This is a genomic window from Nostoc sp. DedQUE05 (assembly GCF_034530955.1).
Lineage (GTDB): Bacteria > Cyanobacteriota > Cyanobacteriia > Cyanobacteriales > Nostocaceae > Nostoc.
Map to the genome: position 1 here is coordinate 81,233 of NZ_JAVRCB010000020.1, position 14,424 is coordinate 95,656.

12 protein-coding genes are annotated in these 14,424 nt (G+C 42.7%); 3 read left to right on the forward strand and 9 right to left on the reverse strand.

All coding sequences use genetic code 11. The annotated features are described in order from the left end of the window. The first annotated feature begins 173 nt into the window (after positions 1-173). The 3 genes from RMZ42_RS16810 to RMZ42_RS16820 all read left to right on the forward strand — a co-directional run bounded on the left by RMZ42_RS16810 (position 174) and on the right by RMZ42_RS16820 (position 3,822). On the forward strand, positions 174-1,076 hold the full coding sequence (locus RMZ42_RS16810; protein WP_322672450.1) for an ABC transporter permease: 903 nt from the start codon (positions 174-176) through the stop codon (positions 1,074-1,076). 319 nt (positions 1,077-1,395) lie between these two features. Continuing rightward, on the forward strand, positions 1,396-2,229 hold the full coding sequence (locus RMZ42_RS16815; protein WP_322672451.1) for a DUF3598 family protein: 834 nt from the start codon (positions 1,396-1,398) through the stop codon (positions 2,227-2,229). Positions 2,230-2,301: 72 nt separating this feature from the next. Next, on the forward strand, positions 2,302-3,822 hold the full coding sequence (locus RMZ42_RS16820; RefSeq protein WP_322672452.1) for a BamA/TamA family outer membrane protein: 1,521 nt from the start codon (positions 2,302-2,304) through the stop codon (positions 3,820-3,822). A gap of 105 nt (positions 3,823-3,927) precedes the next feature. Here the strand turns inward: RMZ42_RS16820 and RMZ42_RS16825 are convergent, their stop codons facing one another. From RMZ42_RS16825 to RMZ42_RS16865, 9 genes are all read right to left on the reverse strand, one after another. Then, on the reverse strand, positions 3,928-4,605 hold the full coding sequence (locus RMZ42_RS16825; protein WP_322672453.1) for a hypothetical protein: 678 nt from the start codon (positions 4,603-4,605) through the stop codon (positions 3,928-3,930). Positions 4,606-4,789: 184 nt separating this feature from the next. Beyond that, positions 4,790-5,173 (reverse strand): hypothetical protein, encoded by a 384-nt coding sequence (locus RMZ42_RS16830; RefSeq protein ID WP_322672454.1) that lies wholly within the window; start codon positions 5,171-5,173, stop codon positions 4,790-4,792. A gap of 196 nt (positions 5,174-5,369) precedes the next feature. Next, positions 5,370-6,047: a hypothetical protein gene (locus tag RMZ42_RS16835; protein ID WP_322672455.1), complete on the reverse strand. Its 678-nt coding sequence runs from the start codon at positions 6,045-6,047 to the stop codon at positions 5,370-5,372. Positions 6,048-6,971: 924 nt separating this feature from the next. Then, positions 6,972-8,150 carry an ABC transporter permease gene (locus RMZ42_RS16840; RefSeq protein WP_322672456.1) on the reverse strand — a complete coding sequence of 393 codons (1,179 nt, stop codon included), beginning with the start codon at positions 8,148-8,150 and terminating at the stop codon, positions 6,972-6,974. A gap of 70 nt (positions 8,151-8,220) precedes the next feature. After that, complete coding sequence (locus RMZ42_RS16845; protein WP_322672457.1) at positions 8,221-9,492, reverse strand: efflux RND transporter periplasmic adaptor subunit; 1,272 nt, start codon at positions 9,490-9,492, stop codon at positions 8,221-8,223. Between the two features lie 75 nt (positions 9,493-9,567). Then, positions 9,568-10,779, reverse strand: a complete 1,212-nt coding sequence (locus tag RMZ42_RS16850) for a glycosyltransferase family 2 protein (protein WP_322672458.1) — start codon at positions 10,777-10,779, stop codon at positions 9,568-9,570. Positions 10,780-10,951: 172 nt separating this feature from the next. Next, positions 10,952-12,082 carry a glycosyltransferase family 2 protein gene (locus RMZ42_RS16855; protein WP_322672459.1) on the reverse strand — a complete coding sequence of 377 codons (1,131 nt, stop codon included), beginning with the start codon at positions 12,080-12,082 and terminating at the stop codon, positions 10,952-10,954. Beyond that, positions 12,079-13,251 (reverse strand): glycosyltransferase family 2 protein, encoded by a 1,173-nt coding sequence (locus RMZ42_RS16860; RefSeq protein WP_322672460.1) that lies wholly within the window; start codon positions 13,249-13,251, stop codon positions 12,079-12,081. The genes RMZ42_RS16855 and RMZ42_RS16860 overlap by 4 nt, the downstream gene beginning before the upstream one ends. 26 nt (positions 13,252-13,277) lie before the next feature. Continuing rightward, entirely contained in the window at positions 13,278-14,417 is a 1,140-nt protein-coding gene (locus tag RMZ42_RS16865) for a glycosyltransferase family 1 protein (protein WP_322672461.1), read from the reverse strand. Positions 14,418-14,424: the final 7 nt, after the last annotated feature.

The following is a 14,424-nucleotide window of genomic DNA, read 5'->3' on the forward strand; positions in this document are numbered from 1 at the left end:
GATCGGGTGAATGGTCAAGACAGCAGGAGGACAGAAGAAGGAAATAGCAATAGATAAAAGCTGATATATTGGCAAACTTTGCACCATTGACTATAAATAGTGGTGTTGTTGACGCAAAGACGCAAAAGCTGAACTTATTGCTTTGGCGTTAAGTTCAAATTTTGAGGTGATGTGTGTTTAAATCTTTCACGAAACTTGATTATCTGCTGAAAGAAACTTTCCTCGGTTTATTGCGGGGAGGTTGGATGAATTGGGCCGCTGTCAGTACTGTGACGGTGTTACTGTTTTTATTCGGCTTGAGTCTGCAAACCTCTTGGCAAGTCGAAAAACTTCTTTATCAGTTTGGTAGCCAGCTAGAAGTATCAGTTTATCTGGAACCGGATACACGGATGGAAAGTATTGAGCCACTAATCGCTAAAATGCCAGAGGTAGCGACGATAAAAACCATTACCAAAGAACAAGCTTGGACTAAGTTAGTTAAGGAAATGAGAATTTCTGATATTGAGGGTGCTACCCAGCAGCTAGGTGAGAATCCTCTGGTTGATGAGATGAAGGTGAAAGCACGTAATTCTCAAGTTGTACCAACCTTAGCAACACAGTTGGCTAAATTACGAGGAGTTGAGACGGTGCAGTATGTGGATGAAGCAGTTAAACGCATTGCCCAGTTGCATCGGGGTCTGAACTGGATTACTTTAACAATTACGATGATTCTGACTTTAACAGCGATCGCAGTGACTACCACCACAATTAGGCTGATTGTCATGGCGCGTCGCCAGGAAATTGAAATTATGCAACTAGTGGGAGCAACTTCTGTTTGGATTTACCTCCCGTTTATTTTACAAGGAATTGCCTTTGGTTTGGTTGGTGGTGCGATCGCTTGGAGTTTCATTTCTGTGATTCAACAGTTTCTCGGTAAGTTGCTAGTCAATCAACCTGAGTTTATCCAAGTCATCACCAACAGAGTGCAACTCACTCCAGCAGAAATTTTATTATTGCCTCTGATTCTTTTGAGTTTCGGTGCAGGTGTAGGATTAATGGGGAGCTTATTTGCTGTCCGACGTTTTGCTAAAGGATAGTCATTGGTCATTGGTCATTTGTCCTTTGTCCTTTGTCATTGGTCATTTGTCCTTTGAACTTGGAACTTCGACCTCGGAACTCAGAATTTTGACTTCTGAACTCAGAACTTCGACCTCTAAACTCGAAATTTCCAAGATTTTAAAAGAATAACTGAAGTTTTGCTTGAACGAATATGAAATTAAACCTATATATCAACTTAACAAGGCTAATCAAATGACCAATGACAAATGACAAATAACAAATGACCAATGACAAATGACAAATGACAAATGACCAATGACCAATGACAAATGACCAATGACAAATGACAAAATAACTATGAAATCACAATGGGAATGTTTTTTGCAGAATCTCGGTGTTTGGGAAGGTTCATTTACTAATTTTTCTCCCCAAGGAACACTTTTGAACGATACTCCTAGCCGTCTTTCCCTAGAACATTTGAACAATAGCCAGAAAGTGCGCCTAACTCTGAGCCGTTCGGGGCAAGATATAATCAGAGACTTTAATACCGTGGGAGGGGGTCTGCTGTTTTTTGAAAATGGTTCATTTTCTGAAGGTTTAATTCAGCTAGGGCCATTTTCCGAATTTGGTGGAGAACTCGCTTTTGTTCATGAAAATCGCCGCTTGCGTCTGGTACAACTGTTTGATACTACCGGTCAGCTAAAGGAATTAATTTTAATTCGAGAACATCTAGCTGGAACCCCAGCAGATGAACGTCCAACTTTACAGATAAATGATTTGTTGGGAGAATGGCAAGGCCAAGCAGTGACAATATATCCAGATTTGCGTTCGCGTAGCGTCTCCGAAGGAGATTCGCCTGATACTTACTCTACAATCTTCAAATTACAACTTGATGATGCTGGGCGATTAATTCAAAGTACCTCTTTTAGCGATCGCACAATTACCTCAACTGCTACTATCAAAGGCCCGATTGTTCTCTTTGACCAAGACCCACAAAAGCAGGTGCAAGTATTGTTTTTACCAGATGGCGCTTCTGCAACTTCACCTGTCAAGGTGCAGTTACGCCAACCATTTTTTCTGGAAGTGGGGTGGTTAATCCAGCCAAACCTTCGCCAACGGATGATTCGCAGCTACAACGAGAAAGGCGAATGGGTTAGCTTGACATTAGTCACTGAAGAAAGGAAGCTTTGATATCATGTCCGCTTGATTACTTATCAAATATTTAACTGTTGCCAAAATGTGGGTAATGACAAAGCTTTATTTATGTATATTCAAATAGCTGTAGTTGCGATCGCATTCATCTTAATAGCTGGAGAAAATCTAGAGGCCGTTGCAGACTCGCAATCTTCTACTGAAGATAGTCCTAGTAGTATTGTGGCAACAAAACCAACTTTGGAAATAGAGGGAGGATATGCAAAATATGGTGACTATATCGGATTAACTCCAGTAGATAACCAGTCTGCCGAGTTTTCCCAAATTTCTCAAAGAATTGTCAAAGATATCCAGATTCGTTTTGTTAACAACAAAGATCGATTACTCGATGAAAAAGGTCAGCCGATCAAAGGACGTACCCGAAAAGATTTTATCATTGGTCTGCTGAAACTCAAACCTGGTGAGGTATTTCGTGAAGATTTACTAGAAGCAGACTTGCAACGATTGCGGAGATTAGAGTCATTTAATGAAGTCAATGTTTATCGCCAAGAAGATGCCAATAGCGTTAATCTCATTTATGAAATCAAAGAGCGTAATTTCCCTTCTCTAATTTTCGGAGGCGGTAATAACGACGATGTTGGATTATACGGTCGGGTAGGTTATAGAGATGAAAATATCAGCGGTGTTAACGATAAATTAGATACAATTGTACAAATCAGCGGTCAAGATGTCCAATTTAATGGTCAGTTCATTAGTCGTTATCGTCCTCAAGAACCAAACCGCTTAGGCTACAGCATCAGAGCTTTTCGTACTCGTAATACATCGGGAACTTTCAACGACGATATCAGATTGTCTAACGGTGACAAAGTACGCGAGGGAAGGTTTGGCGGTTCTGTAGGAGTTTTAAAATCTTTTGATCGGTGGGATGCAGCTATAAGTTTGAACTATACCAGAATTAGCTTACGCGATCGCGACTATAACGTTACACAGGTAGATAGATTAGGGAGTCCTTTATCTCTTAGCGGTACTGGCATTGATGACTTATATACAGTATTATTTTCTGTATCCAAAGATCAACGCGATCGCCGAGAAAATCCGACTCAAGGATCGATTCTCACTCTCAGCACAGAACAAGCAATTCCGATTGGACTGGGTAATATTTCTAGCAACCGCCTACGGGGAGATTATATTCAGTATTTACCAGTCAGTTGGATCGGTAATGGTAGACCAACTGACAATCCAGAAATGTTGGCGATTAATTTCCAAATTGGTACGATTCTGGGAGACTTTCCACCAGCTGATGCTTTTAATATTGGTGGACTAAATTCTGTCAGGGGTTATGGTTATGGAAAAGTTGCCAGTGGTCGGAGTTATGGTTTAGCTTCTGTGGAATATCGTTTCCCAATTTCTTACTCAATCGGAGGAGTTGTTTTTACTGACTTCGCCTCAGATTTCGGGTCTAGCGAAACCGTGCTAGGAGAACCAGGAGTGCTACGAGATAAACCCGGAAGTGGCTTTGGTTACGGCTTAGGATTGCGCGTCAAGTCATCCTTTGGACTGATTCGAGGTGATTTCGGAATTAGCGATCGAGGTGAACTTAGATTTGAGCTAACTACAGGTCAACGATTTTAACGGGTGGCAAAAAAGTTCTAGAAAACTACTGGAGATTGCTTAATAACACACTCAGGGCTGCTTGAGTGTGTCTAGTCCAAAAGGACATAATCAAGACATTGGAGATTACTTACACATTTGTAACGTGCGGCGATCGCTAGCTGCGATCGAATTTAACCGATAAAAGTCTTGCAGAGCCAAAGAGTAAGCATAAGAATTTGACTCATCCTCACCAACCTTGGGCAGTCTATTGCTTGTAGCTACCTGATTCGATTGTTCAGAACTGGCTTCATTTGACGAAGTATTAACCGTCATCGCCAACTCTCCTGATGGGTTGATTGTACCCTGAAAGCAATTTAACTCTGATTGGGGCATATACAACGCACCCTTTACCTTGTCTTGCTGCTTTTGAAATATGATATAACCTTGACCAAGCTGGTTTGGCTTTGGGGATTGACCATAAAGGTAAATCCCATCTTTTACAGGAAAACTTCCTTTTGGTAAAACTCTGGCGCTTTTTGTAGTTCCCCCATCGTCTGGAAGCAGCGCTGTGGTTGTAGGTACTGTTTTTCCGTCTCCAGAAGCCGCATTCAGTTGACTTCTTTGATCTCGAACTTTTCTGAGCTGCGATAAAAGAGAGTTTTCCGAGGTTTTGTGAATCTGAGCCGATGATAATCGAGAATCTGTAAATGATGTTACTTGAGTTTGCTTGGATATAAGGCCCAAACCGAGAAGTAAGCCTAAGCCCGCGAGGGGAATTCCCCACTTCCGGGGAGATAATAACTGATGAAGGTTGTTAAGCACCCTACTTCTCCTGTTAAAAAACTAACTAAGTTCTCTAGAACTTACTTAAATCATAACCAAGTCTTAATTGTTAAAGACTTTATCCACGACTTATATTACTATTGTTCAAAAAAGAAAACTGTCAAAAACAAAAGTTTTTATTGGATTTGGTTCTACAATCTTAGATTAGCATCAGTTAGAGTCTTTATAACAGAGGGTAGAAGGCAGTTTTTGCTGGGGCAGGAGTCAAAAGGCAGGAGTAACCCACCTTTAAAAGCATGAGATTAAAGTAAGGGACTTCCAGAAAATAAAATATACAGGCTATAAGAATGATAATCATTCCGAGGGTTAGTGTTTGACTTTCTGATGACAAACTGCGGTCTAACGTTACCCTTGGGTGTGTAGATATCTTGAGTTTGTCGCGTACAGCATTCACGGATTCTACAGGACTAAACAGGCAGACACCGAACAAAGCGCGTAGGCGTAGCCCGCCGTAGGCATCGCGCCCGTTGTTTAAGCCATCGCTAAAAATTAGCTGTATCTCTTGCTGTGTTAGAACCCTGGCGCGACCATGACGGTTTATTTTCATCGTTAGACTGTAGACCCTGCGATTCACAGCTGACAACGATTTAACACAGATTAATCGGAATTATTTAACCGAGATTAGCGATCGCAAATTAATGAATAATTTTGAGTGCAAAGACGACCCAATTTCTCGCATCAGCCCACAAAAGTTACATATCTCTTTGTGAAAAAATCCCCATAGCGATCATTAAAAACGTCATTTAGAATGTCATACTAAAAATTTTACTTAGGTCTAATTCTCCCGCATAAAGCTCAGTTGGTTGGATAGAAGCTTGGGGTAATCCCCACGGTTGAAACTGTGTCGAAGTGGGAGAAGTTTGGATTTTGAATACTTGCGGGCTTGAACTTACTGTCGGAGATAAAGTTATATTAAATACATAGTTTGGGGCGCCGAGAACATCAGTGCTAGGGAGGGTATTTACAGTAAACGTTTTTGCCAAGCCATATATTACATTAGTTGTAGTAGGAGGATTAATATAGCTTGGACGACTGCCTTGATAAGAAGCAAAACTAGGATAGTAAGTTTTAGTGGTAGTACTGTATTCATAAGTAGCAAAGGAAATTGCTACCACCTTTTTACCGATTACTCCCATCAACAAAGCTAACTGCGCCTTATTTGGGGTCGAAATACGCCCTGTAAGGAATATATCTCCCACTGGCGAACCATCCCATTGAACATTACTAAGCACTGCTACAACAGGGTAATTATATATCCCGGTTCCGCCAGGACTTGGGCGACTGGTGGGATCGATTACGTATTGATCTGCGACTAGAGCTAAATCACCAATGCTTAATGTCTTAATAAACCCAAGAGGTTTATAGGTATTTGGCTGGAAATTGTAACCTTGTTGTACATCTAAAGATTTGTTAATACTCACAGCGAAGACCGGAGTAGTAAAACCTATTGAACACGCTATACAGCCTAGTAATAAAGCTTTACTCAACAGCATAAGTTTTTCCAAATAGTAAATAGATGGTTTGAGTCTTTTTTAAGGTATAAACTCATAAGATTTATACTTGCATGAATCATGCTACAACTCCATATTTAAACAAATTTTAATAGATATGATGTGCTACGGAATGTAGCACCAGGTTTTGTTTTTAGTGTTGAAAAAAACGTATTTAAAACAGTGATTATCGCCAAAAAGAAGGCCGAGGATTATTTGAAATAACTATTAGAAAACAGTGCAAATAAGCAAGTCGGTACAATAAAACCAAACTGTGTAAATAAAAGTAAATAACGCTCAAACTCATTCTCCCCCTGCTAAAAGCTCTCTGCTTTTGTCTTATGCCAACAATATTTATTTACGCTGACTTACTTAAACCCGACTCTACTAACTGTAAAAGCGGATAATATTCGCCGTCTACGCGAGTTGATGAATAAGGGACTTCCAAAGAATAAATTGTTCCAGAAAACTAATCTTTTGGCAGAAAATTCAATCATTTAGGACTTACGCACTATACAAATCAACCAAAACGTGTACTACGGTATTTAGTCTTTTCAGAGGCTTCAGATAACCCTGATTTATTCCGACATTTGCGATCGCTGGATGCAAAACATGGCTAAAATACCCAAATTGTGTTTAGTACTTATGTACGATGCGTAAGTCCTATCATTATTACTGAATTTACTACAAAAAGGAGGGGAGAAAGCGGCAGCCATCGGCTGCCACTTTCTCCCCTATAATAATGATTATCATTATTTTAAATGGAATGTTTTATTTTTTGGAAGTCCCTAAGAAGAATTGTATCTGGCTACACTCTACTCAATATACTTCCTGCCTCAAAATGTAGAAAAAAACTTATGAGCGCAAGGCTTTTACTGGATCGATCTGGCTAGCACGCACGGCGGGAAGCAAACTAGCTCCCACCCCCACCAGTAGCGCTGAACCCACTGCTAGCACTGCAATTCTGCTATCAAACTTATAGGGCAAGCTAAAGGTATCGGTAATTACAACAGTCAATCCATGCACTACTCCTAGAGCCGCTGTTCCTCCTATTAGACTTAAAAGCATCGCCTCTAAAATAAATTGCAGCATGATTTCGCGTTGGGTTGCACCTATAGCCCGTCTCAAACCTATTTCAGCAGTTCGTTCATTTACAGAGGCAATCATAATATTCGCAATTCCAACACCGCCAACCAAGAGCGCGATCGCTCCTACTGCTGTTAGACCTTGAGAAGCCATCTCTAGAGTTTTCTGCTGCTGTATAATATCTGATACATTATTCCAAAATTTAAATTTGTAACCTGGAAATCTTTGTAACAGTAACTCCTCTGCTTGGTGGCTTAACTCTTCCACATCTGCAAGTGCATAAGGGCGCATTTGGATGCTCCCAATGTCGCGGCTACCAGTCGAAGCGTTGTAAATAGACATCGGCACATACAGTTGACCCGCCGGAGGTGCATTTTCATTTAAACTAGTTTCTACCACCCCGATCACGATATAGGGTCTGTCTCCAGCATAAATCAGCTGCCCTACAGGTTCTTGCTTTTGAAAAAGTTGTTCTGCCAGCAATCGATCGATTACAATTACCGGGCGGTAGTTGGCAAAATCTTCTGATGTGAAAAACCGTCCTGATACTAAAGATATCCCTGAAGTCAACAAAAAATCTTGAGAAACAGGTGACAAGGTTGGAATAAATTCCTTGTCCCGAAATATAGTTGGTGTAGAACCAGCCCAATTAAAAGAACTGATCGCTTGCAAACCTACCATTCGCTGTCGTAAGAATTCCATATCTTCCAACTTGAGTTGGGTAGCTTCACCACCAGAATCCCAATTTGGATAAACTGAAACTTGAGGCGCGCCTCGTTTTGCTAATTGTTGAGCGATCGCATCTCGGCTAATATTACCAACCTGAAGTGTAGCGCTGACAGCAGCCACACCCATAAATACCCCCAGAGTAGTCAGAGCAGAACGCAAGGGGTTTCTACCTAAAGAGTGAAAGGTAATATTTAATAAGTCAAAACCTGAAAGAGCCATAATAGTTGCTTTGCTCTAGCTTGGGGATTGGGCAGAGGGGCAGAGAGGCAGAGGGGCAAAGAGGAAAAATTTACTGCAACTTCTCCTCTGCTCCCCTGCTCCCCTGCTCCCCTGCCTTAACTGGCGTTCCTGGCTTGAGTTCCGACTCAACGGGGGGCAGTATAACTTGTTCGCCGGGATGCAAACCAGAGGTTACTTCTACATTCATTAACCCTTCCAATCCTAGATTAATGGTGCGTTTTTGAGCATGATTTTGGCTATCTAGAACCCATACAAACGGGTGTGGTTGCGATCGCACAATTGCCTCTGTCTTCAAAACTACTACGTTCTGCCGTTGCTGCAACACAACCTCGACATTTACCCTGCTACCAGGGAGCAGTGTGCGAGTCGGGCTATCAAGCTCAACCGTTGCGGGTACTGTTGGTTGCTCTGATTGTTTTGAACTACTACCATCTTGTTTTTGGGCTTCAGGGCTGAGTGCTTGAGGATACAAGCTTTTTACGCGTCCAGAGAATCTCCTTGCATTCGGCCCGATCGCATTAATGCGGGCAAGTTGGTTGACGCGAACTTGAGCAGCGTTGAGGGTAGAAAGCTGGAGTTTCACTAAAACTTTTCTGGGATCGCCCAAAGTGAGCAGATTGGTACGCAACTCGACCCCATCACCATTTTCTACATTCACACCCAAGACTACGCCATTCAATGGTGCAGTCACAATATTATCTTGGAGTTGCTGCTGAATAAGTTGGCGCTCCAATTGCAAAGTCTGAATTTTGAGAGCGGTTGTACGTGCCTCTGCTTGACTATCTCGCAGGCTAGCGCGAGCAACGCGTACAGTATCTTCCTGCGTTTTGGCTTGTTCTTGGGCAATAGCTCCCTCTCGCACCAAGGGAGCAAGCCTCTGGAGTTGTTTTTCTTCGGCTGTTAATCGTTCTTGAGCTTCAATAATTTTCTCGCGACTACGTGCTAGGTTGAGTTGCTCTTGTTGAATTTGTAATTGCTGATTGGTAAGAGCAACTTTTCGTTCGGGGTAGCGCAGGGTCAGCAGCACTTGACCAAGTTTTACCCTCTCACCAGGTTTTACCATGACTTGTTCTACCGCACCCTCTTTTGGGGACTTCAAGATTCGCTGTTCCCGTAACTCAACAGTACCGCTCTCATTGATTGTGGTTTCAACATTACCTCGCTCCACGGTTAACAAGCGTACTGCTAATGGTTCGGGAGGTTGATTTAGAGCTAAAAAGTAGGTTAGCCAACCGCCAGCACCAGCTAAAGCCAAAACTCCTGACCAGGCTAGCCATCGACTTGGGATATTAAATTTAGCTTTTTCATATTTCCAGTTCATGACAACTCGATCCAGTGAGTTTGCAGTTGATTGCAAGTGAGGCTTTCACCGCAGATTAATGTTGGTTGAAGAATCTCATAGCGAGAGATCGAACACGATAAGGCGACTGTTGTCCAAAACGCGGCAAAAATTTGAACTGAGATAATTTCGTAGACCAGAGTAATAATCAAGCCACCAGAAAGCGGGCCAGGCGATGAGCATAAAACTTGCTCCTGCTTGACGCATTCGTTCCAGTTCCCGGATGGCGATCTCGTCATTTAGGGGCGCTCCCCAGTAGTGACCCTCATGTTCTAAAAAGGGCAGGGCATCGAATTGCGGCAGAATCTCGCAGCCCAATTGATTTTCATCGACCAAAATCAAACGCTTCCCGGCGGGAATCACAGATGTAATTTCCTGCATCGCAATTTGTAGGCGTTCTGACCAGCTCAAATTAAGTTCAGGTATCAATTCAGACGTGAACTGACTGCGACGCATACTTATATGCAACAGGCGCTCTGCTAGCCACTGACGATAAGATGCATCCTCTGCACGTGGCGACTTTAACAAATAAGCGATCGCATCAGTACGTTCTGCGATCACACCAAGTGGGCCTGTTCCTCCAAAACTAAAATTAATTTGGGAATCTTGTTCAATGTGATATCGGACTTGGGCTAGTTGTTTAGCAATAAAGAAGAGATCGAATTGCGCCGCCATACGTAAGTATAAGTTCAAATCAAGCATATACTTCGAGTGCGGTGCGTCGATTCCCCCAACCATTGCCAGCGCATTAGCGCGAAACACGATCGCTGAACATAGCAAAATCCATTTCCGCCCATCAGCAATTTGGTGGATGAACTCTAGACCATGAATTGACCCTTCTGGAAAGTTATCTGAAAGCTCTCTGCCTGTCATATGCACTGGAACACCATTAGTGTCGATAATTTCAGCTTGCGCAACTGAAAAACCAGCATCTGGATGGTTGTCTAATGCTAAGACAGATTCATGGATGAAGTTGGGCAGCAGAATGTCATCGTCCGACAAGAGAGCTAGATAGGGACTAGAATTTACCTCAATAGCTCGCTGCCAATTGCGAAACATTCCAATATTCGTTTCGTTGCGTATATAAGTGATGCGCGAATCCGCAAATGAACATACAACTGCCTCTGTATCATCGCTAGAAGCATTATCTAAGACAAGAACTTGAAAATCTGGATAGTCTTGTGCCAATGCGCTCTGCAAGCTAGTTTTTAATAACTCCGAGCGATTGTAAGTTGGAATTACAATGCTAACTTTGGTTTGAAGTGCCATGTTTTTATAATTACCGCCTTTTTAACTAAAAATTTTTAAATATAGCAAGGGACTGGGGACTGGTGACACTTCGACAAGCTCAGTGCATCGCTGGGGATTGGGTGAAAAGTCTTGTTGTGTCTAAGTTTTATCATCTGTTAATGTCCTAACCACGAAGGCTTGTGCTATAAAATTAAACAGACATACGTAAATCAAAGACAACCAAGCGCTCATTATCTAAAACACAGCGAAACTTAGTACGTAAATAGCAAGCGAACTCAGCATAATAATCAAACCACCAGAAAGCTGGCCATCCAAACACGATGAAACTTGCTCCTTTCCGGTACAGTCGTTCAAACTCCTTAATGGCAATGGCATCATCTTTTGGCGCTCCCCAATACATCCCATCTTTTTCTAGAAAGGGAATTGATTGGCATTTGTCCAGAAGCTGACCAGATCCCCATTCGTTCATGTCAACTAAAATGTACCCTTGCCCGATTGGAATTAAGGGAGTTAGTTCCGGCTCCAACGCGCCCAGACGTTGGATAAACTCATACTCAGAACCCTTCCAACGCTCAAAAGCATCTTCGATTTGAATGTCGTGCTTGTGTAAAGACTCGCACAAAGCTTTTATATGATTGTGATATTGGCTAAGTTGCCAACTATAAGTAAGCTTGCTAGTGCCATTATCACCATGAATCCGATATAGGGCTTGGTACTCAGCAATGCGCTTGATGCTACCGAAAAAAGGAGACAAAAAAGTTAAGTACGCATCAGCGTTAAGAGAGTAGTAAATATCGTGCAGGGGAAAAATTTTCTCTAAATAGCTACGCGACCAGGCATTGCCGCTCGTGGGTGAGAAGACATAGCTTTCAATGCTACCTTGGAGATGCGCCTCGCGTAAATCTCCTTCTGGCAGAGGTCGATCGGGAATCAATTTTCCCAATGGCTTACCATCAGCATCTATTGCGGATAAAGGCCAGTGTACCTGTACTATATTCGGATCGCCCAGCAGTTCAACGGCTCTGGCGATCGCATCAGGCAGCAAAACATCATCTGCATCTAAAAAACAGACAACCTCACCACGGCTTGCGGCAAAACCGACGTTGAATGCAGAACCCTGTCCGCCATTTTCTTTTAGCAGAGGGATAATCTCTTCCCCATAATTGGTAATGATTTGCTGTGAGTCGTCTGTTGAACCATCATCAACCACAATCACTTCTAAAGGCTGATAGTTTTGATTGAGAGCGCTATCAATTGCCTCCTTCAGAAAACGTTCATAGTTGTAGTTGGTGATGATAATACTGGCTAGAGGCTTGTTCATGAGCGTAGGTCAAATACAATCAGATGGTCATTTTGTAATACACAGGGAAACTTTTGCCGTAAATATTCATCAAATCCGGTGTAGTATTCCAGCCACCAAAAGGTGTGCCACAAGAAAACGATCGCACTAGCACCAGTTTGGTATAGGCGATCGAATTCTCGAATAGCTGTGTCGTCATCTACTGGACGTCCCCAATACCAACCATCGCGTTCAGTAAAGGGGATTGTTTGAAAACCTTTGATGATTTCGTTACCGTTCAGGCGGTCTTCATCGACCAAGATAAAAGATTCCTGTGGCGATATCAGAGTTTTGAGTTTTTCTCTTACCTCGTACAGATGACCAATGTGATTCCGCTCTATGGCAAAACTTAAGTCTCCGTACAGTGAAACCAAGTTCCATTTTTTTTGAATACGCTCGAGGCTCTTGGCGGATTGTTCAAGATCCCATCTCATGAAAAAATAATCGAGGTCTTCTGGATGAGGAGGATAAGGGTGCCAGAAATGAACAACAGATTTCGGCTCAAAGACAACTGGAATTTTGGCATTATATAAAGCCAAACTAGAATCGAAATGATCTAGAAAAATAACATCTTCATCGAAAGGAGAGACTCGATCAAAAACACTTCGACGGTAGAGCCGACAGTGAGCCTCTCCAGCTAACTGTATTGTCCGGCGATGAGTTCCGCGATCGAGTTGCTGCTCGCTCGTGGCTGGAAGGACTTCCCATTTAACGCCGTCGGCTGTTTGTACTGACCGAACCTGACCCTGGTTTGGGTCCCAATGAACGTTTGTTGCTCCTAAAGGCCCCTCAATAATCCGGGGCACAGCTACATCAGCTGGTTGTTCTTCGCAAGCGGCGATCAGATGGGATAACCAACCTTCCTCAACAAGAACATCATTCTCAACGAAGCACAAAAAATCATCGTTAGCTTCCTGAATTACCAAGTTTCTTAATTGGTTGGGCTGCAAATAACAATCTTTGTAAATGACTTTGACATTACTGCGACCTTCTAATACCTGTTCCATCTGCTGCCAATACACTTTTGGAGTATTGCAGTTTACTACAATCAGGTTAAACGGGATGTGGGTGTAGTTGAAAATTCGCTGTAAAGATTCAGCTGCTAAGGTAAATTGTTCGCGAGGAAAGAATCCGATAGTTACTGTTGACATAATATATCTCCTATACTCAATGACAGTTAATTCATTGCCGCCTCTAGCAGAGACGAAAGAACTTTATCTGAGTCAAAATATTCCTCTGCTAACCTGCGTGCTGCATACTTGTGTCGCTCATAGTCAGCGTTGATGGCTTCTACACCTTTGACTGCCTCCTGTTGGTCGCAAAAAGTTAAAATCCCTTCTTCGATCGGCAACCAATCGCTTAAACCTGTGTCTTGAACTAGAATTGGCTTACCGGAAGCGAGATAACAAACGCTGCGATCGCTAAACCAGCCACCTTTGGTAGCAACATAACCCTGTTTTGCGACTCCAAACTCAGCGCGGGATGCTTGGACAAATTTCTGGTAAGATTCTGGTGTAAAGGAGGCAATCCATCCGGGAATCACTTCCCAGCCATACTGTGATAGTTGATCGGGAAAGCCACCGCTTAAAGCAATCCGAAATTGCTGTTTGGTGAGTTGCGGTATATCTATAAATTTTAAGAACTCTTTATCCTTATTGCCGTAGGTGACTCCTTCGTATACCACCTCTCGATAACTGTGCCACTGCATAATCGAACTGAAGTGAGTGGTATGATTGTCTTCAATTACTGGCCAGTAAGGCAGTGCTACTGGAGGTAATGTCTTTTGCCAATGCCTACCGTTTGTGGGAATAAGACAGTCCTCAGCACCAATGCGTTGCCCAATCGTGAAGAGGCGATCGCAACGTTCAATTGTCTCTACTAATTCCGAATTACCGCTAGCAATCTTAATCTGCGTAAAACCTGGATCGGCGTCAATGTAGATGCGGCGCTGCGGCCATCCATACTCATCTCTCCAAACAGAAAGTGGAGAGCCACGAACAATCATTAAATCAGCTTGGGAACAAACATCGTTAAACTCGTCAACTGCCATCCCTATTGAGCGAGAGCCAGCGCGGTAAATCCATTGGTTTGCAAAGCCAAGCGGTTCCAGGCAGTTTGTCACATAATTGCTGGGATAGTCTAACTCGGTTGTGAATTCTTCAGTCTGCCAGTTATAAACCCACGACTCTAACCCGCATTCTTCTAAGTAGAAGATATCATGCCCAAGCGCACGCAGACCCAGGAGGTATTGCAGGTCAGACCAGGCGTTGCCTCCTATGGGAAACCGACCAATAGCACTAGCAAAAATAATAATCATCCTATTT

What these genes read in the sequence shown, in the direction of transcription:
- RMZ42_RS16815 (WP_322672451.1), top strand. Translation starts at nt 1,396, where the DNA reads ATGAAATCACAATGGGAATGTTTTTTGCAGAATCTCGGTGTTTGGGAA.
- RMZ42_RS16820 (WP_322672452.1), top strand. Translation starts at nt 2,302, where the DNA reads ATGTATATTCAAATAGCTGTAGTTGCGATCGCATTCATCTTAATAGCT.
- RMZ42_RS16830 (WP_322672454.1), bottom strand. Translation starts at nt 5,173, where the DNA reads ATGAAAATAAACCGTCATGGTCGCGCCAGGGTTCTAACACAGCAAGAG.
- RMZ42_RS16840 (WP_322672456.1), bottom strand. Translation starts at nt 8,150, where the DNA reads ATGGCTCTTTCAGGTTTTGACTTATTAAATATTACCTTTCACTCTTTA.
- RMZ42_RS16845 (WP_322672457.1), bottom strand. Translation starts at nt 9,492, where the DNA reads ATGAACTGGAAATATGAAAAAGCTAAATTTAATATCCCAAGTCGATGG.
- RMZ42_RS16850 (WP_322672458.1), bottom strand. Translation starts at nt 10,779, where the DNA reads ATGGCACTTCAAACCAAAGTTAGCATTGTAATTCCAACTTACAATCGC.
- RMZ42_RS16855 (WP_322672459.1), bottom strand. Translation starts at nt 12,082, where the DNA reads ATGAACAAGCCTCTAGCCAGTATTATCATCACCAACTACAACTATGAA.
- RMZ42_RS16860 (WP_322672460.1), bottom strand. Translation starts at nt 13,251, where the DNA reads ATGTCAACAGTAACTATCGGATTCTTTCCTCGCGAACAATTTACCTTA.
- RMZ42_RS16865 (WP_322672461.1), bottom strand. Translation starts at nt 14,417, where the DNA reads ATGATTATTATTTTTGCTAGTGCTATTGGTCGGTTTCCCATAGGAGGC.